Source organism: Archangium lipolyticum, assembly GCF_024623785.1.
Classification (GTDB): Bacteria; Myxococcota; Myxococcia; order Myxococcales; family Myxococcaceae; genus Archangium; species Archangium lipolyticum.
This window is the reverse complement of sequence record NZ_JANKBZ010000017.1, coordinates 1-24574: the sequence shown is the minus strand read 5'-3', so window position 1 is coordinate 24574 and position 24574 is coordinate 1. Positions and strand designations below refer to the sequence as shown.

Sequence of the window (24574 nt, the reverse complement as noted above, 5' to 3'; positions counted from 1 at the left end):
GCCGGGCTCACCCCAGGGAGACGCTCACGGACTCGGGCTGAAGCTCGTCCTCCACGACCACGCCGGCCACGGTACCGCCGAGGGCGGCGCACTCGAGCCCGAAGGGCAGGTACCCCGCGAAACCCAGCAGCGGCATCTCGAAGAGGAGGAACCGGTGCACGTAGGGCACCGAGTAGATCCACTTGTTGAGGCTGTGGAAGTTCCACATCTCCCAGAAGAAGCCGCAGAGGAGCGAGGCGAGCGCGGCGGAGACGACGAGCCGCCAATCGCCCGTGGCGACGTCCGACAGGATGTGACGCTCTCCGCGCAGGGCCTGCAGCGACACGAGGATGAGGACGGGAGACACCCAGAGCAGGGGGAACAGGAAGTCCGGCCACACGCCGATGCCCGCCAGCCCGAGCCCCGAGATGGACAGGACGACGACGGCGGCCAGACGCGGGTGGCGGAAGCGGATGGGATGGAAGCTCGCGAAGGAGCCCTCCAGGAGGGGGAAGCTCCTCAACCACTCCTGGGTCCCGAGCACGGCGGGCAGCACGGTGGCGAATGGCAGCGTCGCGGCCCAGAAGTACTCGGTGGCGGTGAGGTTCGTGCCCACGTAGTACCAGTTCTGCACGAACCGGTTGAGGTACTCGAAGAACCACCAGAAGGTCGCGCTCACCGGGAACAGCATCAGGAAGAAGCGGGGGCGCTCCAGCATCATGCAGCGGCCGGTGCGCTGGTACGTGAGCGCGTTGATGACGAGGATGTAGGCGAGCCACAGGGGAGAGAACGTGTGCACCTGGATGGGCTCGCACCAGGGAAGGCGTGTCCAGGCGACGAGCCAGTTCATCCCGCCGAACGCCAGACCGGCCCAGCCCCACCAGGGGAACGGATGGAGCGCGGGCTCGCGGCGCTCCCCACGCCGCCAGGTCCGGAAGGCCTGGAGCAGCAGGGGAACGACCCAGCACAGCGTGAAGGCGGCGATCAGGAAGAACGCGACCCAGGAGAACCCCGCGTGTTGCACGTAATGGGTCCTGGGAGGGAATTCGAAGTACCGCGCGAGAGGATGACCCACGAGCGAGGACCCCACCAGGGGCAATCCCAACAGCATCACCGCCAGGACGGCAGCCTTCACCAATGCGCTCTTCAGCATGAGGAGGAATCCGGAGAGAAGATCGAGGAGGCAAGCAGAGCCCCAAATGAACGTCGAGGCCAACTCCGTGCGGCAGGTGGTACCGGAAGCCAGACCCGGGACGGCGTCTGGTAGACTCCCACCGCGATGACGCCGCCGCGCCCGGAGCCGAGGAGCAGGGCCGTCCGCCGGCAGCTCCTCCTCGGGTCGGGGCTCCTCGCGGGCCTGGCCCTCGTGTACCGCTCCGTGCTCGCGGGCAGGGTACTGGCCGGGCGGGATGCCTTCCGCATCTTCATCCCGGACTCGGCCTTCCTGCTCGAGGCGCTGCGGGCTGGCGAGCTGCCCCTGTGGAATCCCTATCTCCGTTTAGGGCAGCCTTTTGCCGCCACGCTGTACTCGCAAGTCTTCTACCCGCCGCGGCTGCTCACCGTGCTGCTCGCGGGGCCGGTGGCGGGACTCACCCTCCAGCACCTGCTCCACGGGGTGATCGCCGCGGCGGGCACCTTCCTCCTGCTGCGGCACCTGCGCGCCTCCCGCCCCGCGGCCGTCCTGGGCTCGGCCGCCTTCGCGCTCTCGGCGCCCTTCTCCGACCTGGCCGCCCAGCAGAACGTGGCCAGCGCCGCCGCGTGGACGGGGTTCCTCCTGCTGGCCTCGCGCCGGGCCGCGCTCCAGCCCTCGCCCCGCCGCGCCGCGCAGGTGGCGCTCGTCGCGGGCCTCACCTTCCTCGCGGGCTCGCCGGAGACGTGGCTGTGGCAGGCCCTGCTCGCCTTGGGGGTGGCCCTCGCCGCGCGGCGCGAGGTGCGCGCCGGGGTGGCCACGGGCGCGGGGCTCGCCTGGGGCTTCGCGCTCGGGGCGCTGGTGGCCCTGCCCGCGCTCGAGTTCGCCCGCAACTCCACCCGGAGCACGGGGGGGATGAATCCACTCGAGTGGTCCCTGTCCTGGCCGCAGCTGCTCTCGGTGGCGTGGCCCTTCGCCGAGCACCCACGCTCGCGCTACTGGGAGGGGGACGATCAGTTCTTCATCCTCGTCCTCTTCCTGGGCACCCTCACCTGCGCCCTGGCGCTCGCCGGACTCGGGCGCTCGCGGCGGGCACTGCCCTTTGGCCTGGGGGCACTGGGACTCACCGCGCTCGCCCTCGGCGCGCACTTCCCACCGGCGGCGCTCCTGCTGCGGCTGCCGCCCTTCCACCTCTTCCGCTACCCGGTGAAGTACTTCGTCGGAGCGGCCTTCTGCCTGGCGGTGCTCGCCGCCCTCGGGCTGGACGTGCTCGCCCGCCGGAGCCGCCGGGGAGAGCGCTCGCTCTGGCGCGTGGCCGGAGTGGTGGCCGCCCTCTTCGCCGCGCTGCTGCTGGGCCCTCCCCTCACCCGGTTGCCCTTCTTCCGCGCTGGCGTGGAGGCCGGACTGCCCTGGGTGGTGCTGGCACTCGGCGCGGGCGCCCTGGCCTTCATCCTCCCCGCCGCCGGTCCCGGGCGAGCCCACCGCGTCCGCCGCGCGCTCGCCGTGGTGGCCCTGGTGGAGCTGGGCGCGTTCCACCTGCTCCAGGGAGTCACCGACAGCGCACCGCCCGAATCCCTCGGCCGGCCTTCCCGGCTCGCCGCCGCCATCCCCGCCGGTTACGAGGGCCGCGTCAGCGTGGACCTCTCGGGAGACGAGCTCTCCGAGGTCCCCACCACCGTGAGCGCCACCGTGGCGCCGCTGCCCGGCGAGGGCGGCTCGTACATCGCGCTGAGCCGGGACGCCCTGGTGCCCAACCGTTTCGTGGAGGAGCGGCTGCGCGTCTTCGAGGGTTATGGCGCACCGGAGCCCCTGCGCATCGAGCCCCTGTACGAGTCGGGGGCGCGAGCGGCCTTCGACCTGGCCGGGGTGGGCTACTACGTGCGGAGGGGCCCGCCGCCCTTCGCGGACCTGGTGCCCGTGCTCACCCTGCCGGGACTGCCCACCCTCTACCGCTCCGACACCGCCCTGCCGCGCGCCTTCGTGGTGCACACGGCGCGTGTGGCCGGAGACGAGGAGGCACGGACGGCCTTCCTGGATCCGGCCCAACCCCTGCGCCGCACCGCCCTGCTCTCCGAGGGCGAGCCCCTGGAGGGCCCCGGCTGCGAGGGCTCGACGGCGCGGGTAACGGGGGCGGGCCTGTCCCGGGTGGAGGTGGCGCTACAGGCCTGTGGCCCTGGCTACCTGGTGCTGAGCGACTCGCACTACCCGGGCTGGGAGGCCACGCTGGACGGGGCGCCCGTGCCGGTGCGGCGGGCCAACGGGGTGATGCGCGCGGTGCGGGTGCCGCCGGGGGCGCACACCGTCCGCTTCGATTACCATCCTCTCAGTTTCCGAGTGGGGGTGCTCCTCTCGGTGCTGGCGCTCGGCGCCCTGGCGCTGGCGCTCCGGCCCCGCAAGCACGAAGGGCGGCCTCCTTTATAAGGAGGACCGCCCCTCGGGATGCATCCTGCGGCGACTGCGAAGGACTTACTCGTCCTTGTTCGCGCCGAAGTTCTTCAGCGACTTGCGCTGCAGCTGGGCGTTGGCCGTGGTGCCGGTGTTCTTCACGTCCTCGTTGCCGGCCAGGGCCTCGGCGGAGGCGCCGAAGAGCTTGCGGATGTTGTTGCCGAACAGGGTGATGACGCCGATCGCCGCGATGGCGATCAGGGCCACGATGATGATGTACTCGGTCATACCCTGACCACGGCGCTTGGCGAGCTTCTTCAGGTTCTTGTTGGCGGTCATGTGCGATCTCCTGGATGGGGGGTGACCGGGGGTGGCCACCTGCGACGATGAGTAAAGTACCCGCCTACTCGCCTGACCTCTATCCGTCATCGGGAGGATGATCGCACTTCCCTGGGCTTTCGCGGCGCTGGCCCCTCACCGGTTTCCGGGGAGTCCTCAACTGTTACCTGACAAACAGCCGGGCGGCCGTCCGGGCCTTTCCCCGGGTGGGGAGAGCGCCAACTGTCGGATTCTCAAGGGGAATCCCCTCTCATGTAGGGGGACATGGGGGCGGTCGACTCGTTATGTTTCGCACCTGCCCATGAACCACCACCTGCTGCAGGCCGTTCAAATCTCATGGTCTCAAAACCTGCGTGTGACCCGCGTCGAGGGTGACTGCGAGACCGTGCTGCATCGTCCGGCTCCGGAATTGAAGGACCGGCCGCTCCATGTGGTGCTGGGAACCAGCGCCGAGAAGGTCCGGGAGCTGGATGCCCTGGCCCGGCGCGCAACTGGCGCGGTGGAGTTCCTCTACGCGCAGCTCGGCGCGGGAGAGCCCCTCCCCCTGCGGCTGGCGCTCGGCCTGGACGAGGACGAGGCCACCGCCGTGGTGCTGGACATGCGCGCGCTGCTGAAGGGGGCGCCGCCGGTGCAGCTCTCCGGCCTGGCCTCGCAGCTGAGCCATGAGATCCGCAACCCGCTCAGCTCGGTGAAGATGGCGGTGCAGACGCTGGCGCGCAACACGGGCCTGTCGGAGAGGGACCAGCGCCGGCTGACGATCGCCAACCGGGAGATCCGCACCATGGAGCGGATGCTGTGGATGCTGTCCGAGTACGGCCGGGACAGCACGCCCGCGATGGATCAGCACGTGCCGCGCACGCTGGTGCAGGAGGCCCTGGCGATGGTGGCGCCGGAGCTGGCCGAGCGGCGCGTGGAGGTGCGGGTGGACGAAGCCGCGGAGCTGCCGCGGGTGCGGGTGGACGCGGGGAGGCTGAGGCCGGTGCTCGCGCAGGTGCTGCTCAACGTGGCCATGGGGATGGGCGAGGGAGGAAACGTGCAGGTCTCCCTGCGCCAGGGTGCCCAGGGACGGGTGCAGCTGGTGGTGAAGGATCCGGCGGGAGAGATGCCCGAGGAGCTCGACATGCTCTTCGAGCCCTTCGAGTGCGGGCTGGCGCGAGGGGCGGGGCTGTCGCTGGCGGCCCTGCGCCGCGTCCTGGTGCACCAGGGGGGGGACGTATCCGCCGAGGCGGCCCCTGACACCGGGACGGTGTTGACGCTCACCTTTGCGGCCTGAGGACCATGGAGACGCTTCTCATCGTCGACGACGACCTCTCGCTGCTCGAGTCCTTGAAGATGCACTTCGAGGACATCGAGCACGAGGGGACTCCGCGCTACCAGGTGGTAACGGCGACCAGCGCGGCCGAGGGCCTGCGGCTGGCGCAGGAGACCCTGCCGGGCGTCGTCATCCTCGACATGAAGCTGCCGGACCGCACGGGTCTGGACATCATCGAGGAGATGAAGAGCCTGTGCGGGGACGCGCGCATCATCCTCGTGACGGCCTTCCACGACATGGAGACCACCATCCGGGCCATGAAGGCCGGGGCTTTCGACTACATCCACAAGCCCTTCCCGGATCTGGCGGCCCTGGACATCGTGGTGTCGCGCGCGCTCGAGTACCGGCAGCTGTCACGCCGCGCGGCCACGGTGAACGTGGAGAGCGCGGCGGCGCGCCTGGGAGACATCGTCGGCACCAGTCCCCTCATCCAGCAGCTGGTGAAGGAGATCGGCAAGGTGGCTGGCAGCCGGGCCACCGTGCTCATCCAGGGAGAGAGCGGCACGGGCAAGGAGCTCATCGCCCGGGTCATCCACAACTACTCCTACGACGAGCCCAAGCCGTTCATCGGCATCAACTGCTCGGCCATCGTGGACACGCTGCTGGAGAGCGAGCTGTTCGGCCACGAGAAGGGCGCCTTCACGGGGGCCAACGCCGTCAAGCCGGGCAAGTTCGAGCTGGCCGAGGACGGCACCATCTTCCTGGACGAGATCGGCGACATGTCGCTGATGCTCCAGGCCAAGCTGCTGCGCGTGCTGCAGGAGCGCGAGTTCGAGCGCGTGGGTGGGGTGAAGCGCATCAAGCTGCGCGCCCGCGTCATCGCCGCCACGCACCGCAACCTGGTGGAGGAGGTAGCCTCGGGGCGCTTCCGGGAGGACCTCTACCAGCGCCTGAAGGTCATCACCCTGGGGATTCCCCCGCTGCGCGAGCGGCGCGAGGACATCCCCCTGCTGGTGCAGCACCTGCTGGAGCGCATCAACGAGAAGGTGCACAAGCGCGTCACCCGGGTACCGCCCGAGGTGTTGGACCACCTCACGCGCCTGCCCTGGCGGGGCAACGTGCGCGAGCTGGAGAACGTGCTGACGCGGGCGGTGGTGCTGGCGCCGGGCGAGGTGCTGCTCTCGGAGAACCTCCCCGCCCTGGAGTCCGCCCAGCCCGAGCCCGGCCTCCATCCCAACGGCCACGCCCACCCGGCGAACGGCCATGCGGGCGCTCCCCTGCCCAACTTCCTGGTCGCCACCATCGACGACCCGAGCCGCATCCCCACCCTGGAGGAAGCGGAGCGGATGCTCATCGAGCTGACCATGAACGTGACCAAGGGTCACAAGGGCAAGACGTGCCAGATCCTCGGCATCAGTCGTCCGACGCTGGAGCGCAAGCTCCAGAAGTACGGCGTCCGACAGGATCAGCAGCCGTAGGCGTCGAAGGACGTGTTTCGAACATTGTTCCGCGTCCGACAAACCCCCGCGCGATTTGAACGAAACGTTCAACTTGATCAGACTGTTTGAACGTTCTGTTTCAGGTTTCGGACACTCTTCTGGGGTGGAAGAGGATCTGTAGCGCCAAGTAGCCGTCATTCCAGGGTTTTTCGCGTCTTGGGAAAAGCGTTCGGGTTGGCACAAAGCTTGGAAAGGGACTGTTCCGTCCGCAGCACAGCAAGCCCACTTTCAACCGCCCGCAGGAGTGCCCGCCATGCACGGTTTCAATCGCCCTCTCGGTCCGATCGGCTCCAACGTCGTTGCCCCCATCCAGACCACCAGCTCCGGCATGCTCGTGACGGCCAACAAGCTGATCCCCGGGCAGGAGGCGATCGACTTCAAGGGGTACTTCAAGGTCGAGTCCTTCCCGCACAACTCGGTCATCTACCGGCCGGGCGACACGACGGACCGCGTGTACCTGCTGAAGACGGGCCGGGTGCGGCTGATGAGGCTGGGCAAGAACAGCTCGCGCTCGGTGGTGAGCATCCTGCGCCCGGGCGACCTGTTCGGCGAGCTGTTCCGCCCGGAGGGGACGCCGGTGGAGGAGATGGCGATCGCCTCGGGTGAGGCCGAGGTGTGGAGCATCGAGGGCCGCGACTTCCGCGCGCAGCTCGAGGCCCGCCCGGCGCTGGCGGTGGACGTGGTCCGCGCGTACGCGGAGCGCGTGCGTGCGCTGCGCAAGCGGGTGCTGGGCCTGACGTTCAAGGAGGTTCCGGCGCGGCTGGCGGACACCCTTCTGACGCTGGCGGAGGCGCACGGTGAGCGCTGCCCGCACGGCGGCGAGACGGACCTGCGGGGCATCACGCAGCAGGATCTGGCGGATCTGGTGGGAGCGTCGCGCTCGTTCGTGTCGACGCTGATCAACGAGATGAAGCGGGACGGGGTGCTGGGGAACGTGGGCCGCATCCTGTGCATCCGTGACCAGAAGGCGCTGCGCAAGCTCGCGTCGAAGGAGAAGTGAGAAGAGGACGTTGCTGCGCGGACACCCTCCCTCTCCCACCGGGAGAGGGGTCGGGGGTGAGGGTCTCCGTCACCGTCCTGCCAACCAGAACCCAGTCCAAGCCGTACCTCCGTGTCCCACATGACGGGAGCGGACCGAGGACCCTGGCAGCCGCCCGAGAGAGGGCATGGCGCCGGGGTTCATCATTTCGAGCAACGAGCGCGTCTCCGGGCTTGCCCTGATCGGCCGGCGGACCCAGCATGCGCGCGCCCGTGAACACACCGCTCACCGAGACCTCCTCTCCGAACCAGACGTACACCGAGCGCCGCGCCGCCGCCGAAGCGGAGCTGAAGCGGCTGGACGGCATCAGCGCGCGCTACGCGAACCTGAGGGCGCTGGTGTTCACCGCGGGAGCGGTGGTGGCGGGGCTCATTTTGTTCAAACGGCTGCCGAGCCAGTGGTGGTGGGCGGTGGGGGCGGCGCTCGCGGTGTACGCGCTGCTGGCGGTGCTGCACCACCAGGTCTTCCTGCGAGAGGAGCGGCAGCGGCTCTACGTGAAGCTCAACGAGCGAGGGCTGGCGAGGCTGACGAGGGGCTGGCACGACTTCGCGGAGCGGGGGGAGCGCTTCCTGACGGGCTCACACCTGTACGCGGCGGACCTGGACGTCTTCGGACAGGGCAGCGTCTTCCAGCTGATGAACGAAACGGCGACGCGAGCGGGGGAGGAGCGGCTGGCGGCGTGGCTGTCGTGGCCGGCACAGGCGGAGGAGGTGCGGGCGAGGCAGGGAGCGGCGCGCGAGCTGAGGCCACGGGTGGAGTTCCGGCAGGACGTGTGCGTGGAGGCGCGCACGGTGGCGAAGGAGAAGGCGGACCCGGGCCTGTTCATCCAGTGGGCGGAGAGCGGGCCATCGCTGGCGAGCATCCGGTGGGCGAGGCCGGTGGCGGTGGTGCTGCCGCTGGTGACGCTGTCGCTCTACGTGCTGGGGCGGCTGGAGGTGCTGCCGGGAGCGCTGTGGTGGCTGGGACTGCTGGCGCAGCTCGGGGTGGTGTGGCTGACGAGGAGCACGCTGCGGGCGATGGAGGAGAAGATGAGCGCGGGGGAGCACGGCTTCGTGCGCTACGCGCCGGTCTTCGAGCGGGTGGAGCGTGAACGTTTCGAGCACCCGGAGCTGAAGCGGGTGCAGGCGGGGCTGCAGCACGAGGGAGAGCCGCCGGTATCCACGCACCTGAAGCGCTTCAGCTGGCTGTACTCGTTCGTGGAGTTCAAGCGGCACCAGTTCCACCCGATCGTGCACCTGTTCACGCTGTGGGACGTGCACGCGCTGTTCGCGCTGGAGAGGTGGAGGGAGAAGCACGGGGCGCGGGTGAGGGGGTGGTTCGAGGCGCTGGCGGAGCTGGAGGCGCTCTCGTGCCTGGCGGGGCTGGCGTTCGACCGGCCGGGCTTCCTCTGGCCGACGGTGGAGGGGGACGGGCCCCGGGTGAAGGCGGAGGGGGTAGGCCACCCGCTGCTGGACAACCCGGTGCTGAACGACGTGGAGCTGCCGGGGCCAGGGAGCGCGCTGCTGCTGACGGGCTCGAACATGTCGGGGAAGACGACGCTGCTGCGAGCGCTGGGGCTGAACGCGGTGCTGGCTCTGGCGGGGGCGCCGGTGTGCGCGAGGGCCTTCTCACTGTCACCGCTGCAGGTGCTGACGAGCATGCGGGTGAAGGACTCGCTGGAGCGGGGCGTGTCGTACTTCTACGCGGAGGTGCAGCGAATCAAGGCGGTGCTGGACGCGGCGGCGGCGGCGAAGGGGCAGGCGATGTTCCTGCTGGACGAGATCCTCCTGGGGACGAACACGCGGGAGAGACAGATCGCCTCGCGCGAGGTGCTGAGGCTGCTGCTGGCGACGGGGGCGTGCGGAGGAGTAACGACACACGATCTATCGCTGGCGAATCTGGCGGAGGAGTACGGCGGGAAGGTGGTGAACATGCACTTCCGGGATCATCTGGAGAACGGAAAGATGGTGTTCGACTACCAGCTGAGACCAGGGGTGGTGGACACGACGAACGCGCTGAGGGTGCTGAGGATGGCGGGAGTTCCGGTGGAGGATTCAGAACAACCCCCCGCCCCCACCGAGTCCCGACTGGGCTGAACCCCCAAACCCGCCCCCTCCCCCATCCCTCCCTCTCCCTCTGGGAGAGGGTCGGGGTGAGGGTATACGCCCCGGTGTTCAAACCCGTTCACCGCTTCTTACGGAGCACCTCGGCGGGCAGATTCCGGCGGACCGGCTCCAGGATGATGACCAGACAAGCGGTCAGAGGAGCGGGGAGCATCACGAGGCCGAGGATGAAGAGGAACCGCAGGACACGAAAAACAAGACGAAGACAGGCGGAGAAGGAGCGCCGGAAGGCGCCCCCCGCCGAGGAAAAGGAAGACATGGCGAACTCCTCGAGCTGAAGGACCAACCAGGAACGGACCCTGGAATGGCTCAGTGGAGGAGTGCGCGATGAGCGATGAAGAGGCGGCGTGGAGGCCCGGGGAGGAGCACCTCGGGGACGCGGCACGCGAGCGGAGCCCGCTCGAGGGCCCACGCCAGCCCCACGGAATGCACGAGAGGCGCGGCCGAAACGACCACCTGGCGAGGCCTGACGGACTCACGCCGGAGCACCGAGACGGCGACCACGGGGTTCGCATCGGGCATCGCATGCGCCGGGGAGAAGCTCCCAGCGAGCGAGAGGCACGCCAGCAACAACCTCAGCCAGCGAGCGATGTGATGCAGACGTCCGTGCATACCGGATCAGATTAACCACGGGGACGAGGGCGTCAAACCGGCCCCGGGGCTCGGGACAGGGACACGCACCTGGCGATGCGCGCGGCCAATGGCGCTCCGGGAGCTCGCCCTCGGGTACGAGGAATCTGTGAGCGGACGAGCAGGAAAAACGTCGGGTGCGAGACCCCGGGGCGTCACAACGTCCGCTCGCGTGAGCCGGGGGGCTCCGAAATCACCCTCTGGAGCCCATCTCCACCTCGCACATGCTGCTGGCCCTCTTCCTGCTCACCGCCGTCCCCGCCCCCGCGCAAGCCGGGGTGCATCCGTCGACGGCCACGCAACCCGAGCTCGCCGAGGAACTGGTCACCCCACCCGCCCCGAAGGTGGTGCTCACCCATTGGGACGAGGCGGTGGGCCGGCTCCGGGCGAGGTCGGTGGAGTTGCGGACCGCGCTCGCCCAGCTCGAGCTGGCCGGAGCGCAGGCGCGCCTGACGCTCTCTCCCCTGCTGCCCGAGGTGCGCGCCTCCCTGTCCGTGCAGGAAAGGCTGGCGGGGAGGAGCTCGCTCCTCGTCGAGGGAGGTGACGGGAACGTCGACGTGGGAGGGGGCACGGACGAGTCGAGACCCACCTCCCCGCTGGTCGCGCTGCGCGCCAGCGTGGTGCAGTCGGTGATCAACGTGCCGGCCTGGCAGGCGCTGTCCGCGGCCCGGGCCCGGGAGCGAGCGGCGGGAGCCTCCGCGCGGGACGCCTGGCGGCTCCTGGTGCGAGAGCTCGCACGAAGCCTCGTGGCGGTGGTGGCGGCCGAGCGGGTGGTGGAGCTCAACGGCACGGGACTGGCCCAGGCCCGCGAGAGGCACCGGCTCACCCAGGAGGCCGAGCGGTTGGGCACCGGGCGCAAGCTGGACACGCTGCGCACGGGGAGGGATCTCGAGATCGCACGAGCCGAGCTGCTCTCCAGCGTGGAGTCGCTGCGCCGCGCGCGAGATGGGCTGGGGCTGGCGCTTGGAGCCGATACCGAGGTGGGCGTTGCGCCTGGCTTCCGGCTGGACGGGCTGCGCGACGAGCTGTCCACGCTGTGCCGCCCGCTGCGAGGCGAGCCCCGGGCGGACCTGCTCGCCGCGAGTCAGCAGGTCCAGGCGGCCGAGCGCGAGGTGGCCGAGGCGCGAGCGGCCTATGTGCCCACGCTGGGGGTGCAGAGCTCGCTGACAGCCATCTCGGTGGATCCGGGGGTGGCGCGCGTGAGCACGTGGAACATCGCGGCGGTGCTGGAGGTGCCCATCTGGGACGGGGGCACGCGGGGAGCAACGGAGCGAGCGGAGCGGGCGAACCTGGCGGTGGCCGGGGAGCAGCTCGAATCGGTGAGGCGCACGCTAGGGGTGGAGGTGGCGAGGGCACGCCGGGGAGTGGCGTTGGCGGAGGCGCTGAGGCTGACGGCGCGGCGCGCGCGGGATGCCGCGTCCCAGACGGACACCCTCACCCAGGAGGCCTTCCGCGAGGGAGTGGCGACCAGCCTCGAGCTGGTGCAGAGCGCCGAGGAGTTGCGTGAGGCGGAGCGCACGCTCGCCCTGCGCGAGCTGGACCTGGTGCAGGCGCGTGTGGAGGCGCTCATGGTGGAGGCCGAATGCCCTCTGTGACGGGTGGGAGGAGAGCACTCCGGGTGATGTCCGCGGGGCTCGCGCTCCTGCTGGTGCAAGCGGCGTGTACCCGCGAGCCGGAGGGAGGCGGAGGTGGACGCGACGGGGGCAATGGAGCGGTGGCGGTGGACGTGAAGGAGGCGCGGCTCGGACGGCTGAGGGCGCCTCTCACGCTGGTGGGCACCACGCAACCCGTGGAGCAGGTGGCGGTGCGGGCGCGGGTGGAGGGGCACCTGGAGACGCTCGCGGTGGACGTGGGAGATGCCGTGAAGGAGGGCCAGGAGCTGGGACGGCTGAGCACCGCGCTCCTGGACGCGGAGGTGCACGAGACGGAGGCGGGGCTGGCCGAGGCACGCTCGCAGGTGGCGAGCGCGGAGGCGGGCGTCGCCCAGGCCAGGAGCGCGCTCGAACAGTCGCGGCTCGCGCAGGCCCAGGCGCAGGTGGAGGCGCGGCGTTACGAGCGGCTGGCCAGGCGAGGCATCGCCAGCCGCCAGGAGGCGGAGCAGCGCACCACCGAGGCGCGCACCGCGCGGCAGGCGGTCCGCGCGGCGGCGCAGCAGGTGCGCACGCAACAGAGCCTCGTGTCGGCGGCGAGGGCCCGGGTGAAGGCGCAGGAAGCCCTGCTCGCGGCGGCGCGGGAGCGACGCTCGTTCGCCAGCCTGCGCTCGCCGGTGAACGGGCGCGTGGTGGAGCGGTTCCACACGGTGGGAGACCTGGTGCTGGCCGGGAACGAGGTGCTGAGCGTGGGGAACTTCTCCCAGGTGGAGGTGACGCTCTCCGTGTCCGAGCTGGAGCTCTCCCGAGTGAAGCCGGGACAACGGGTGCCCGTGCGCCTCGACGCCCTGGGTGACACCACCTTCACGGGCACGGTGACGCGAGTGTCGCCCCAGGCGGACCCGCTGAGCCGGCTGGTGCCCGTGGAGGTGGTGCTGGACAACCCCGAGGGCCGCATCGGCAGCGGACTGCTCGCCCGGGTCCAGCTCGACAATGGAGGAGAGAAAAGACTGCTGGTGCTCGAGTCGGCCCTCAGGGTGGACCAACCCGATGCGGGGAGTGGCCTCTCCAGCGCGCAGGGTGGCTCCGGGAGCGGCACTGACGATGGCCCCCAGGAGGCACCACCGGAAGAGGGACGCGTCTTCGTGGTGACGGGTGCGGCCGATGGAGGTGGGGCCCGGGTGGAGGAGCGGCGGGTGCGGCTGGGCGCGCGAGCCGACGGGCAGGTGGAGATCCTCTCGGGGCTGAGGGAGGGCGAACGGGTGGTGGTCCGCGGCGAGCGGCCCTTGCGAACGGGGCTCGAGGTGCGACCCAGCGCCCTGTCGGACGGCCTCGCACCGGAAGGTGGCAACGGGGGTGGCCGTGAGTGAGCCCGGACGACGTGGGGGACTGAGCGCGCTCGCGGTGCGGCGTCCGGTGGGGACGCTGATGCTCGCGGCGGCCGTGGTGGTGCTCGGGCTCTTCTTCCTCTTCCGCCTGCCGGTGGACCTGCTGCCCTCCATCACCTACCCACGCATCGGCGTGCGGGTGGACGCGCCCGGCATAGCGCCCGAGGTGGCGGTGGAGGAGATCACCCGCCCGCTGGAGGAGGCCCTCTCGGCGACGGAGGGGGTGGTGCAGGTCTACTCGCAGACGCGCGAGGGGCAGGTCAGCATCAACCTGTACTTCCAGCCGGGCGGCGACGTGGATCAGGCGCTCAACGACGCCACGGCGGCCGTCAACCGCGCTCGGAGCAACCTGCCGGACACCCTGGAGCAGCCGCGGCTCTTCAAGGTGGACCCCTCACAGCTCCCCGTCGTGGAGTTCGCCCTCACCTCCCCCGGCCTGTCGGGCCGGGCGCTGCGCATCTTCGCGGACGAGGAGCTGGCGCGAGAGCTGGCGGTGGTCCCCGGAGTGGCGGCGGTGGACGTGTCCGGTGGAGCGGTCGAGGAAGTGCAGGTGCGGTTGGACCTGCAGCGGATGCAGGCCTCCAGGCTGGGGATCGTGGAAGTGCTTCAAGCGCTCGAGACGGAGAACCAGGACATCTCCGCGGGGCGGCTGGAGGGTGTACGGACCGAGTCGCTCGTGCGCACGGTGGGGCGTTTCCGCGACGCGGCCGAGCTCGAGCGCCTCACCTTCCTCGTCGACAGCCCGCCGCCGGAGACCAGCACCGGGACGCCAGAGCCCACCGTGGCGCCGCAGCGGCGCAAGGTGCTGCTGGGAGACTTCGCCACCGTGGTGGACGGGACCGAGGACGAGCGCGTCTTCGTCACGCTCAACGGCCAGCCGGCGGTGAAGGTGAGCGTGCAGAAACAGCCGGACGCCAACACCATCGAAGTGGTCGATGGCGTGAAGGCGCAGGTGGAGGAGCTGCGGCGCACGGGGCGGCTGCCGGAAGGCACGGTGCTCACGGCCACGCTGGACGAGTCCCAGTTCATCAAGCGCTCCATCCAGGACGTGGCGGTCTCGGGGTTGGCGGGCGCGGTGCTGGCGAGCATCGTGGTGCTGCTCTTCCTCGGCTCGCTGCGGCAGACCTTCATCGTGGTGCTGTCCATCCCGCTCGGCACGCTGATGGCGGTGAGCCTGCTGTCGCTCGCGGACGCCTCGCTCAACATCTTCAGCCTGGGCGGGCTGGCGGTGGGCATCGGAGCGGTGGACAGCTGCATCGTAGTGCTGGAGAACATCGTACGGGGTGTGGAGGAGCGGCGCCGGCGCGGAGAGGGAAACGGAGACGCGGACACCCTCCCCCTCCCCGAGCTCATCCCCCTCACCCAGACCCGGGCCACCGAGCTCGAATCGGCCCTGGTGGCCTCCACCACGACCAACCTGGTCGCCGTGGTGCCCTTCCTGCTCATCGGCGGCTTCGTGTCGCTGCTCTTCAACGAGCTCATCCTCACCGTGCTCTTCACGGTGGGCGCCTCGCTCGTCACCGCGCTCACGATCATCCCCTCGCTCGCGGCGAGGTTGCTCGCCATCCGGAAGACGAGCGGCCTGTCCCGCCTGAAGCCGGTGCGCTGGTTCGCCGGCCGGGTGGAGCGCCTCACCCACGGGTATGGAGCGCTGCTCTCCCGAGCACTGGCCCACCGGCTGGTGGTGCTCGCCTCGGTGTTCGTGGGGCTCGGGGTGCTGGCGGCGCTGCTGCTGCCATTCCTGTCCACGGAGATCCTCCCGCGCGTGGGCACGGGCCAGGCGCGCCTCGTCGTGCAGCTCCCGCCAGGGCTGCCACTGGCGGACAACCAGCGGTTGATGAAGCAGGTGGACGCGCTGCTGATGCGCCAGCCGGAGACGCGCTACGTCTTCACCACGGTGGGAGGCTTCCTCTTCGGCAACGCCACCTCCGAGAACGCGCTGCGCTCCTCGAGCACCATCACCCTGGAACCGGGCACGGACGTGCAGGCCTACGTCGCTCGCGTCAACCGGGAGATGGCGAAGCTCAACCTGGTGGGCATCCGGTTGAGGCTCGCGCCGGAGCAGATCCGCGGCCTCATCACCAGCAACTCGCCGGTACGGGCCGAGGTGGACGTGATGCTCGAGGGAGAGGATCCCCAGGCGCTGGAGCGCGCGGGACAGCAGGTGGTGGCGGCGCTGGACGCGAAGGCGAAGCTGGCCCGCTACCGCCCGGACGCGGACCCCGTGCAGCCCGAGGTGCAGGTGCGCCGGGATCCGGAGCGCGCGGGGCTGCTGGGGCTATCGTCCGGGGACATCGGCGAGGCGGTGCAGACGGCGCTCGAGGGCACCATCGCCACGCAGCTCCAACGGGGCGAGCGACTGGTGGACGTGCGGGTGAAGCTGGAGCGCGGGGCCCTGCGCACCCGCGCCCAGCTCGAGCAACTGCCCCTGGTCTTCTCGAATCAGGCGCCGGTGCGGCTCTCGGAGGTGGCGAGCGTGTCCGAGGGCACCACTCCGGCGGAGATCCAACGCATCAACCAGCGGCAGGTGTTCATCATCGCGGGAGACCTCGCGGAGGGGGCGAGCCTGGGCGATGCGCTGGAGGAGGTGGAGCGGATCCTCTCGGAGGTGGAGCTGCCGCGAGGCGTGTCGATCATGGAGAGCAACGCGGCCCGGAGCAACCGGGAGCTGCAGCGCTCGCTGTTCGTGCTCGGCGGGCTCGCCATCTTCCTGGTGCTCACGGTGATGGCGGTGCAGTACGACTCGCTCGTGGATCCCCTGGTCATCCTCTTCACCATTCCGCTCGCGCTGGTGGGCGGGACGATGGGGCTGGTGGTGACGGGGGTGGCGATGGGAGCCACGGCACTCATCGGCATGGTGCTGCTGGTGGGCGTCATCGTCGGCAACGGCATCATCCTGGTGGAGCTCGCCAACCAGCTCCGCGAGGAATCACCCGGGCTGTCGCGCCTGGAGGCGATGCAACACGCCGCGCCCATGCGCCTGCGCCCCATCCTCATCACCACGCTGCTGGCCACACTGGGGCTGGTGCCCATCGCGCTCGGCTTCGGCGAGGGCACCGAGCTGTTGCGTCCGCTCGCGCTCGTCACCCTGTCCGGGCTGAGCGTGGGCACGCTGCTCACGCTCTTCGTCGTGCCGTGCCTCTACGTCAGCCTGCACGCGCTCGTCGCGTGGCGTCCGGGACGACGCCAGAAACACGACGGCCCCTCCCATGTGCAACGGAAGGGGCCGCGTGAGGTGTGAAACTACTTCGCCAGCTCGATGAGCGCCGCGGCGCCCATGCCGCCGCCGATGCACATCGTCACCACGCCGTAGCGGCCGTTGCGGCGCTTCAGCTCGCGCAGGATGGTGCCCACCAGACGCGCACCGGACACGCCCAGCGGGTGACCCAGGGCGATGGCACCGCCGTTCGGGTTCACCTTGTCCATCGGGATGCCCAGCTCGCGGATGCAGTGCAGGGCCTGGGCGGCGAAGGCCTCGTTCAGCTCGAAGACGTCGATGTCCTCGACCTTGAGGTTGTTCTTCGCCAGCAGCTTCTTCACGGCGGGCACGGGGCCCACGCCCATGATCTCCGGGGGCACGCCGGCCACCTGGTAGTCCAGGAAGTAGCCGAGCGGCTTGACGCCGAGCTGCTGGGCCTTCTCCTCGCTCATCACCACGGCGGCGGCCGCACCGTCGGTCAGCGGCGAGGCGTTGCCGGCGGTGACCACGCCCTTCTGGTTGAAGGCGGGCTTGAGCTTGGCCAGACCCTCGAGCGTGGTGTCCGGACGCAGGATGGTGTCCACGGACACGGTGACCTGCTGGGCCTTGCCCTCCTCGTCATAGACGGTGGTGGTGACGGGGAAGATCTCCTCCTTGAACTTGCCCTGCTCGCGGGCGGTGGCGGCGCGGCGCTGGCTCTCGTAGGCGAACTTGTCCGCGTCCTCGCGGGACACGCTGTAGCGCGAGGCGATGTTCTCCGCGGTGGCGCCCATGGAGGTGTAGACCTCGGGGAACTTCTCCATGATCTCCGGGTTGGCGCTGACCTTGTTGCCGCCCATGGGGACCATGGTCATGGACTCGGTGCCACCGGCGATGGCGACCTGGATCATCCCCGCCTTGATGGCCTGCGCCGCCTGGGCGATGGACTGCGTGCCCGACGAGCAGAAGCGGTTGATGGTCATACCGGGAACGGTGTCCGGCAGACCGGCCAGGAGCGCGGCGTTGCGGGCGACGTTCATGCCCTGCTCCGCCTCGGGCATGGCACAGCCGAGGATGACGTCCTCGACTTCCTCGGGCTTCAGGCCAGGGACCTGCTTGACGGCCTCCTTGATGGCGAGGGCCGCGAGCGTGTCGGGCCGGGTGTCCTTGAACTCTCCCTTGTGCGCGCGGGTGAACGGGGTGCGCACCGCGCTGGCAATCACGACTCGACCGGGCATCTGTCTGTCTCCTCGCCCGGGGAGCAACCCCGGGCGTCAAAGTCTCGAATCACTGGATGACGTGTGAACAACCCGTAACGCTGGCGCCTCAGTTGCGCAGCGGCTTGCCCTTCTCGAGCATGTGCATCATGCGGTCCTGGGTCTTCGCCTCGCCGATCAGGCTCAGGAAGGACTCCTGCTCCAGCTCCAGCAGGCGCTCCTCGGTGAGGAGCACGGAGGGGCTGGTGTCGCCGCCGGTGAGGACGCGCGCCAGCTTCTGGGCGATCTTCCGGTCGTGGGCGGAGACCTGCCCGTTGAGCTCCATGTCGTAGAGCATCATGTCGATGGTGGCGAAGCCGCTGGGCCCGGGCAGGCGGAAGCGGGAGGGCCGGGGCGGGCGGAAGCCGGCGTTGGCCAGGCCGAGCACCCGCTGCTTGGCGTCCGACAGCAGGAAGTCGCGGTTGGCGCTGATGCCATCCGCCTGCGACAGGAAGCCCATCTCGCGGGCCTCCTCGGCGCTGGTGGCCACCTTCGCGGTGCCGATCGACAGGAACACCTTCTTGATGAAGGGGAACGCGTCGAAGTCCTTGTCGGCCGAGTACGGGCCGTACACGTTGCGCAGCAGCTGCATGGTGCCGCCGCCGCCGGGGATGAGGCCCACGCCCACCTCGACGAGGCCCATGTACAGCTCGGCCGAGGCCTGGACGGCGTTGCCGCCCATGGTGACCTCGGCGCCGCCGCCGAGGGTGAGGTTGAAGGGCGCGGTCACCACGGGCACGGGGCTGTAGCGCATGCGCTGGTTGGCGGCCTGGAAGGCGCCGGCCATCTTGCGGATGGCCTCGAACTCCTCGCTCTTGGCGGCCATGAGCATGGCCATGATGTTGGCGCCCGCGGAGAAGTTGCCCCCATCGTTGCCGATGACCAAGCCGCGGAAGTTCTTCTCCGTCTCGTCCAGGGCCGTGTTCATCATCGAGATGATGTCATCGTCGATGGAGTTCATCTTCGAGTGGAACTCCAGCAGCGTCACGCCATCACCCATGTCCCACAGGGAGGCGGAGTCATTGCCGGCGATCCTCTTGTTGCCGCGCTTGAGGTACTCCACGCGCGAGGTGCGGGCGTTCTCCGGGACCACCTTCACGGACTTGGAGGGGATGTCCCAGTAGGTGTCCTTGCCGTTCTCCACGCCGTAGAAGGAGGTGCGGCCGGAGGCGAGCATCTGCTCCACCCAGGCGGCGGGCTTGAGGCCCAGCTCCTTCATGCGCTCCAGACCCTTCTTCACGCCGTAGGCATCCCACGTCTCGAAGGGCCCGATGTCCCAGCCGAAGCCCCAGCGCATGGCGCGGTCGACGTTCACCACGTCATCGCCGATCTCCGGGATGCGCCGGCTGGAGTAGGCCAGCACGTCCAGGGTGATCCGCTCGGCGAACTTCGCGGCCTTGTCCTGGCCGTTCAGGACGGTGGCGACGCGCTCGCGCACGTTCTCCACGTCCTTGGCGGCGCCGAGGGACTCGTAGCGCACCTTGGCCTGGGGCCGGTACTCGAGCGTCTTGAGATCCAGCGCGAGGATGTCCTTGCCGCCGCTGCTCTTGTCCTTCTTGTAGAAGCCGCCGCCGCTCTTGTCGCCGAGCATGCCCTTGGCGACCATCTTCTGGAGGAACTCGGGGGCGGCGAAGACCTCACGCTCCTCGTCCTGGGTGAGCGTGTCGTAGCAGTTCTTGGCCACGTGGGAGAAGGTGTCCAGACCGACGATGTCGGCGGTGCGGAACACGGCGGACTTGGGGCGGCCCATGGCGGGGCCGAAGATCTTGTCCACCTCCTCGATGGACAGCTCCGCCTTCTGCATCTCCGAGATGGTGCGCATCATCCCGTAGGTGCCGATGCGGTTGGCGATGAAGTTGGTGGTGTCCTTGCCGTAGACGATGCCCTTGCCGAGCACCTCCTCGCCAAAGCGGTGGACGGCCTTCACCACGTCGGGGCTCGTCTCCGGGCCCGCCACCAGCTCCAGCAGCTTCATGTAACGGACGGGGTTGAAGAAGTGGGTGACGAGGAAGTTCTTGCGGAACTCGGCGCCCCGGCCCTGGAGCATGCCCTGGATGGAGAGGCCGGAGGTGTTGGAGCTGACGATGGCGTCCTTGCGGGCGTGCTGCTCCACCTTGGCGAAGGTGGCCTGCTTGACGGCCAGGTCCTCCTTGACCACCTCGATGACCCAGTCGCACTCGGCGATGCGGGCCATGTCGTCGTCGAAGTTGCCCACCTCGATGAAGGAGAGCACCTGCTCGGACACGATGGGGCTGGGCTTCTGCTTGCGCAGGTTGGCCACGGCCCCGGCGGCGAACTTGTTACGGAAGGCCTTGGAGGCCGTGTCCTCGCCGGGCCCGGCCTTGGGGGGCACGATGTCCAGCAGAAGCGCGCGCACGCCCGAGTTGGCCAGGTGCGCGGCGATGCCGCTGCCCATCACGCCCGCGCCCAGAACTGCCACTTTGCGGATCCGCGTCGTCATCGAAAGAGGCTCCCGATTTGAAAAAGGATGGCAGGAGACATTGCGCCGGTTGACTCAAAAGTCAACCGACTCTTGGGCCCCCGGTGTCGGCCGGTGGGGGGTAAGGTATTTGCCCTCATGGCCCGACTCGATCCCCACTCGTACAACGATGACACGCAGCCCGAGACCGAGACCCTCACCTGGAAGGCGCGCGTGGACTTTCGAACGCGCCGCCTGCACGCGGAGGCGACGCTCACCCTGAAGGAGGCCTCCGCGGGCCCCCTGGACCTGGACACGCGGGAGCTGGAGGTTCGCTCGGTGGTGGACGCCGAGGGCAAGCCCCTGCCCTTCCTGGTGTCGCCGCCCGAGCCCATCCTGGGCAGCCGCCTGAGGGTGGAGCTGCGCCCGGGGACGAAGCAGCTGACGATCCGCTACCGGACGTCGCCCCAGGCGAGCGCGCTGCAGTGGCTGACGCCGGCGCAGACGGCGGGAGGGCAGTACCCGTACCTGTTCAGCCAGTGCCAGGCGATCCACGCACGCTCGGTGGTGCCGCTTCAGGACACGCCGCGAATCCGCATCGGGTACCGGGCGGAGCTCACGGTGCCCAAGGAGCTGAAGGCGGTGATGGCGGCGGGCTTCACGGGCCGGGAGGAGCACGGGGTGGAGGCGGTGGAGCGCTACGAGATGCCACAGCCGATTCCCCCGTACCTGCTGGCCTTCGCGGTGGGCAGGCTGGCGGCCAAGGAGCTGGGGCCGCGCTCGAGGGTCTGGGCCGAGCCCGAGATGTTGGAGGAGGCGGCGGAGGAGTTCGAGGACGTGGACGCGATGCTGCGGGCGGCGGAGGAGCTCTTCGGGCCGTATGACTGGGAGCGGTTCGACCTGCTGACGATGCCGCCGTCGTTCCCGTACGGGGGAATGGAGAACCCGCGCCTGACCTTCCTGACGCCGACGCTGCTGGCGGGGGACAAGAGCCTGGTGAGCGTGGTGGCGCACGAGCTGGCGCACTCGTGGACGGGCAACCTGGTGACGAACGCGTCGGCGGAGCACTTCTGGCTGAACGAGGGCTTCACGGTGTTCGCCGAGCGTCGCATCATCGAGGCGCTGTACGGGGCGGACGTGGCGCAGCTGCACTCGGCGCTGGGCCGGAGGGCGCTGGAGGAGGCCGTGCACCACTTCCGGGCGCATCCGCAGCTCACGGCGCTGCGCACGCACCTCAACGGGGTGGATCCGGACGAGGCGTTCTCCCAGGTGCCATACGAGAAGGGCTACCTCTTCCTGAGGGCGCTGGAGGACGCGGTGGGCCGGTCGGCCTTCGACGGCTTCCTGAGGCGCTACCTGGAGGCGCACCGCTTCCAGGCGCTCACGACGGAGCAGTTCACGGCGTTCGTGGAGAAACACCTGCCGGGAGCGCTGGCGAAGGTGGACGCGGAGGCGTACCTGAGCAAGCCGGGAATCCCGGCGGGGGCGCCGGTGCCGCGCTCGGAGCGGCTGGAGCGCATGGGGCAGACGAAGGGCAAGGTGCCGTCGACCGAGGAGGTGAAGGACTGGACCCCGGCCGAGTGGCAGCTCTTCATCGAGTGGCTGCCGGCGGGAACGTCGAAGGACGTATTCCGGCAGTTGGACGAGCGCTTCCAGCTGACGAAGAGCCAGAACTCGGAGGTGCTGGTGTCGTGGCTGGCGGCGGCGCTCAAGGCGGGCTGGGAGCCGGCGTTGGGCCGCACAGAGGCCTTCCTCGGCGAGGTGGGACGGATGAAGTACCTCAAGCCGCTCTACGGAGCGCTGGTGACAACCCCCGAGGGCAAGGGCATCGCGCGCGGCCTCTTCAAGCGCTACGGCGAGCGCTACCACCCCATCGCGCAGGCGGCCGTCGAGTCCATTCTCAATCGCGCGTAGCCGGGTCTGGGTTTCATAGGGGCGGCGGGTTCGCTTTTCCCGCCGCCTCCAAGGCCTGACGTCTCTCGGCACAGGCATCAACCACCTGACACAGGGGGCGGTGAGAATCAACGTAGTGTCGCGCCATGCCAAACCGAGCGAAAGCCAGGGGTTCATGAACGTTGCTACTCTCGCTGGCCCTCATCCCCCTCTGGACCGAGGTGATGCCGTGAGCAGTTCAGGGCAACTCGAGCGAAGACGTGCACTCCCGCCGTGGCACCTGCTCGCCGTCATGCTGCCACTCCTCGCGGGATGCAGCATCAACCACTATCAACCACTCCATTTCCAGTTCGTCACGGTGGTGCAGAAAACTGACCCAGACTCGGGCGGCTGGCGTGCTGCATGCCTGCTCGTCCCCATCGTCAACACGTCCTCCTGGGAGACTTTCTTCTGCAAGTTTGGTGTCGGAATGCCCCTGGAGACCCAAACGGATGGTCCCATTTCCACGGCCCTTGCGCAGCGTATCGCCGCCAATTGCGCCAACGAGGCCGGAAGAATCGTGCTCGAATTCCCCAACTCCCCGAGTCCTGGCCTCGTCTGCCAGGAGTTCAAGAGCACTTTTCACACGATTCTGAATCGCGCCGTACTCGGCTCCCGAGTCACCACCTTGTGCGACAAGGAAACAACGCCCCATGTCATTGAATTCTAGTCCCATTCCACTCTCGGCGGAGTCTTTGCTTGCCCTCGTTCGCAACTACTACCGTGCGGACAAGGACTTCGATTTCAGACCCGAGAACAGCCCCGAGGCAGAGCTCTTCCTCACACGATGGGTCCAAGAGCGCAAGAAGATGGACCAGTGGGACGCATTCGTGGACGCGCTCCGAGCAGAGCTGCCGGGGCTCAAGGTCGGGAACTTCACGTCCACATGTGATGCGTCTTTTCGTTGTGCCGTGTACCCGAAAGTGCAGAAGCCACCGCAGCCGGTTATCTGGTGCGTCGTCGGTTGCGTCAGCATCCTGGCACCTGTCTACGCCATCTATGGCTTGCAACTCGGCTATAGAGGCAAGCAGCGAATCGAGGAGCGTGTCTTCCTGGATTCACTTCCGCCCGAGATGCAGGCCCCCGCCGAGGTCGTCGCCAGGAAGCTCGAGAGGACGTTCGCGGTAACCGCCCTTCCTCGCGAGCTCGCCCGAACTCCCGTCCCGCTCATCGTCGAGCCAAAGGAGCCACCCCACACCACCCTCTTCGATGCGCTCTTCATCAGTCGACCCGAAAGCGTGCCCATCTAGGAAGCGCCCAGGTTCGAGTTTCGCAGTTTTTGGCGGAGAGGTGGATCGAGTGGCGGATGAGCTGGTGGCGTGTCAGGGTCGTAGCGTTCCGCGGAGGACAGGACGGTGCCGTCCTGACCGGTTCCGCCCGTGACCAGGACCTTGCCGTTCTTCAGCAGGGTCATGGTGTGGCCCAAGCGGGCCGTCCAGAGAGCGCCGGTCGAGGACCACTGGTTCGGGGAAGGCTCACACCAGTCGGTGATGCCCTGTGCGGCGCCACTGTCGACCCAGGGGGCTGGCTCAGGTGTGGTGACAAGGGCGCAGGAGCGGAACTCGGGCCGGTGGGCTCGCACCAGGGAGGGGGCAGGCAGGGGCACTTCTCAACGCCTGTGGAGCAGGCTGGCACGTCGTGTCGCCTTGGAAACCGAGGGTCGAGACACCACGGTGCGGCGGAGGCATCTGGGGATTGGCGGTGCACTCAGGGGGCCGGCTCGGGCCCTTTGGACTGCACCCGATGGGTCCAGCGGGACCATTTAGGATTGATTCAAGATGCGACGGCAGTGGATGTTGCCGCTGCGCGTCTTGCTGAGCCATGCTTGACGACAAATGACGCCGAACCGCAAGTGGCGCCAGGAAGTGCGTGCACAAAAGAAATCCATGATCGATGGGCGGCATTTGACAGCGCATTGGTGACGCTAGCCTGGAAGATCGGGGCAATGCCGATGAAAGAGACAACCTACAATCACTGGCACGAATTCAGATTGTATTATTTTGGAGGTCAGTTGCCAGATGGTGGGACACTCATCAGCAACAACGCTCTCCAACTTCGGGATGCTCTCTTTGGGCGAGATGCTGCGGGAAAAGAAGTGACTCAGGGGCTGCAATCCTGCGTTGGGAAGGCGTACTTCGATGCGAACTGCGTTGCGGCTGCTACGTTTGCCCAGTCAGCATCTGTCCGCCTTCGAGAGGCATTCAAACCATTCCTCTGCATGCTTCTTGGAGAAGCCAAGTTGCATCGGATCCGGGTAGCGAAACTGCAGTCGGACAAATTGAGCCAGGACGCTCTTGCCAGTTACACGCGACAGGCATCCGCTTGTTCGAAGGTAACCGTTCACCGACTCAGGCAGCGAGCGCGAGCTGAGGTACGGGCACGGTGGGGAGGAGCGAAGGCCCGCGCAAGCCGCGGCGGTGCGCGGCGAGGGTATCGGTAAGGAATGAGAGTACGTCAC

At 68.8% G+C, this 24574-nt stretch carries 18 protein-coding genes; 11 read left to right on the top strand and 7 right to left on the bottom strand.

Features of this window, described 5'->3' with window-relative positions:
- Window positions 1-7 precede the first annotated feature (7 nt).
- Window positions 8-1114 carry a hypothetical protein gene (locus NR810_RS30695; RefSeq protein ID WP_257457940.1) on the bottom strand — a complete coding sequence of 369 codons (1107 nt, stop codon included), beginning with the start codon at window positions 1112-1114 and terminating at the stop codon, window positions 8-10.
- A 144-nt stretch (window positions 1115-1258) separates the two neighbouring features.
- Here NR810_RS30695 and NR810_RS30690 point away from each other — a divergent pair, with 144 nt between their 5' ends.
- Window positions 1259-3529 (top strand): YfhO family protein, encoded by a 2271-nt coding sequence (locus NR810_RS30690; RefSeq protein WP_257457939.1) that lies wholly within the window; start codon window positions 1259-1261, stop codon window positions 3527-3529.
- A gap of 45 nt (window positions 3530-3574) precedes the next feature.
- Here NR810_RS30690 and NR810_RS30685 read toward each other — a convergent pair whose 3' ends face one another.
- On the bottom strand, window positions 3575-3832 hold the full coding sequence (locus NR810_RS30685) for a hypothetical protein (protein ID WP_204226942.1): 258 nt from the start codon (window positions 3830-3832) through the stop codon (window positions 3575-3577).
- 301 nt (window positions 3833-4133) lie between these two features.
- On the opposite strand from NR810_RS30685, the gene NR810_RS30680 reads away from it, so the two are divergent.
- From NR810_RS30680 to NR810_RS30665, 4 genes are all read left to right on the top strand, one after another.
- Entirely contained in the window at window positions 4134-5105 is a 972-nt protein-coding gene (locus NR810_RS30680; RefSeq protein WP_257457938.1) for a sensor histidine kinase, read from the top strand.
- A 5-nt stretch (window positions 5106-5110) separates the two neighbouring features.
- Window positions 5111-6562, top strand: a complete 1452-nt coding sequence (locus tag NR810_RS30675) for a sigma-54-dependent transcriptional regulator (protein WP_257457937.1) — start codon at window positions 5111-5113, stop codon at window positions 6560-6562.
- A 274-nt stretch (window positions 6563-6836) separates the two neighbouring features.
- Window positions 6837-7583: a Crp/Fnr family transcriptional regulator MrpC gene (mrpC, locus tag NR810_RS30670; protein ID WP_204226939.1), complete on the top strand. Its 747-nt coding sequence runs from the start codon at window positions 6837-6839 to the stop codon at window positions 7581-7583.
- A 239-nt stretch (window positions 7584-7822) separates the two neighbouring features.
- The gene (locus tag NR810_RS30665) at window positions 7823-9697 is read left to right on the top strand and encodes a MutS-related protein (RefSeq protein WP_257457936.1); all 1875 of its coding nucleotides are present in this window, start codon (window positions 7823-7825) and stop codon (window positions 9695-9697) included.
- Window positions 9698-9785: 88 nt separating this feature from the next.
- On the opposite strand, the gene NR810_RS30660 is transcribed toward NR810_RS30665, so the two are convergent.
- Together NR810_RS30660 and NR810_RS30655 are read right to left on the bottom strand one after the other, a co-directional pair.
- Window positions 9786-9983 carry a hypothetical protein gene (locus NR810_RS30660; RefSeq protein WP_257457934.1) on the bottom strand — a complete coding sequence of 66 codons (198 nt, stop codon included), beginning with the start codon at window positions 9981-9983 and terminating at the stop codon, window positions 9786-9788.
- A gap of 50 nt (window positions 9984-10033) precedes the next feature.
- The gene (locus NR810_RS30655) at window positions 10034-10336 is read right to left on the bottom strand and encodes a hypothetical protein (RefSeq protein WP_257457933.1); all 303 of its coding nucleotides are present in this window, start codon (window positions 10334-10336) and stop codon (window positions 10034-10036) included.
- A gap of 242 nt (window positions 10337-10578) precedes the next feature.
- Between NR810_RS30655 and NR810_RS30650 the strand changes: the two genes are divergently transcribed.
- Genes NR810_RS30650 through NR810_RS30640 form a run of 3 tightly spaced genes read left to right on the top strand, consistent with a single transcriptional unit; the run spans window position 10579 to window position 16572 of the window.
- Complete coding sequence (locus NR810_RS30650; RefSeq protein WP_257457932.1) at window positions 10579-11949, top strand: TolC family protein; 1371 nt, start codon at window positions 10579-10581, stop codon at window positions 11947-11949.
- 26 nt (window positions 11950-11975) lie between these two features.
- Entirely contained in the window at window positions 11976-13313 is a 1338-nt protein-coding gene (locus NR810_RS30645) for an efflux RND transporter periplasmic adaptor subunit (RefSeq protein ID WP_257457930.1), read from the top strand.
- Window positions 13306-16572, top strand: a complete 3267-nt coding sequence (locus NR810_RS30640) for an efflux RND transporter permease subunit (protein WP_257457929.1) — start codon at window positions 13306-13308, stop codon at window positions 16570-16572. Before NR810_RS30645 ends, NR810_RS30640 begins: the two co-directional genes overlap by 8 nt.
- A gap of 2 nt (window positions 16573-16574) precedes the next feature.
- Here the strand turns inward: NR810_RS30640 and NR810_RS30635 are convergent, their stop codons facing one another.
- Both NR810_RS30635 and NR810_RS30630 read right to left on the bottom strand, forming a co-directional pair.
- The gene (locus tag NR810_RS30635; RefSeq protein WP_257457928.1) at window positions 16575-17747 is read right to left on the bottom strand and encodes a thiolase family protein; all 1173 of its coding nucleotides are present in this window, start codon (window positions 17745-17747) and stop codon (window positions 16575-16577) included.
- Window positions 17748-17835: 88 nt separating this feature from the next.
- Entirely contained in the window at window positions 17836-20226 is a 2391-nt protein-coding gene (locus NR810_RS30630) for a 3-hydroxyacyl-CoA dehydrogenase/enoyl-CoA hydratase family protein (protein WP_257457927.1), read from the bottom strand.
- A gap of 117 nt (window positions 20227-20343) precedes the next feature.
- Between NR810_RS30630 and NR810_RS30625 the strand changes: the two genes are divergently transcribed.
- The 3 genes from NR810_RS30625 to NR810_RS30615 all read left to right on the top strand — a co-directional run bounded on the left by NR810_RS30625 (window position 20344) and on the right by NR810_RS30615 (window position 23366).
- A complete protein-coding gene (locus tag NR810_RS30625) occupies window positions 20344-22098 on the top strand; it encodes a M1 family metallopeptidase (protein ID WP_257457926.1) in 1755 nt (584 codons plus the stop codon).
- A 208-nt stretch (window positions 22099-22306) separates the two neighbouring features.
- Window positions 22307-22786 (top strand): hypothetical protein, encoded by a 480-nt coding sequence (locus tag NR810_RS30620; protein ID WP_257457925.1) that lies wholly within the window; start codon window positions 22307-22309, stop codon window positions 22784-22786.
- Window positions 22787-22811: 25 nt separating this feature from the next.
- Window positions 22812-23366: a hypothetical protein gene (locus tag NR810_RS30615; protein WP_257457923.1), complete on the top strand. Its 555-nt coding sequence runs from the start codon at window positions 22812-22814 to the stop codon at window positions 23364-23366.
- Here the strand turns inward: NR810_RS30615 and NR810_RS52870 are convergent.
- Complete coding sequence (locus NR810_RS52870; protein WP_407653854.1) at window positions 23363-23698, bottom strand: kelch repeat-containing protein; 336 nt, start codon at window positions 23696-23698, stop codon at window positions 23363-23365. The genes NR810_RS30615 and NR810_RS52870 overlap by 4 nt on opposite strands.
- Window positions 23699-24574 lie beyond the last annotated feature (876 nt).

Coding starts and splice junctions, on each gene's coding strand:
- NR810_RS30690 (WP_257457939.1), top strand. CDS start 1,259: ATGACGCCGCCGCGCCCGGAGCCGAGGAGCAGGGCCGTCCGCCGGCAG.
- NR810_RS30685 (WP_204226942.1), bottom strand. CDS start 3,832: ATGACCGCCAACAAGAACCTGAAGAAGCTCGCCAAGCGCCGTGGTCAG.
- NR810_RS30680 (WP_257457938.1), top strand. CDS start 4,134: ATGAACCACCACCTGCTGCAGGCCGTTCAAATCTCATGGTCTCAAAAC.
- NR810_RS30675 (WP_257457937.1), top strand. CDS start 5,111: ATGGAGACGCTTCTCATCGTCGACGACGACCTCTCGCTGCTCGAGTCC.
- mrpC (WP_204226939.1), top strand. CDS start 6,837: ATGCACGGTTTCAATCGCCCTCTCGGTCCGATCGGCTCCAACGTCGTT.
- NR810_RS30665 (WP_257457936.1), top strand. CDS start 7,823: ATGCGCGCGCCCGTGAACACACCGCTCACCGAGACCTCCTCTCCGAAC.
- NR810_RS30660 (WP_257457934.1), bottom strand. CDS start 9,983: ATGTCTTCCTTTTCCTCGGCGGGGGGCGCCTTCCGGCGCTCCTTCTCC.
- NR810_RS30655 (WP_257457933.1), bottom strand. CDS start 10,336: ATGCACGGACGTCTGCATCACATCGCTCGCTGGCTGAGGTTGTTGCTG.
- NR810_RS30650 (WP_257457932.1), top strand. CDS start 10,579: ATGCTGCTGGCCCTCTTCCTGCTCACCGCCGTCCCCGCCCCCGCGCAA.
- NR810_RS30645 (WP_257457930.1), top strand. CDS start 11,976: ATGTCCGCGGGGCTCGCGCTCCTGCTGGTGCAAGCGGCGTGTACCCGC.
- NR810_RS30635 (WP_257457928.1), bottom strand. CDS start 17,747: ATGCCCGGTCGAGTCGTGATTGCCAGCGCGGTGCGCACCCCGTTCACC.
- NR810_RS30630 (WP_257457927.1), bottom strand. CDS start 20,226: ATGACGACGCGGATCCGCAAAGTGGCAGTTCTGGGCGCGGGCGTGATG.
- NR810_RS30625 (WP_257457926.1), top strand. CDS start 20,344: ATGGCCCGACTCGATCCCCACTCGTACAACGATGACACGCAGCCCGAG.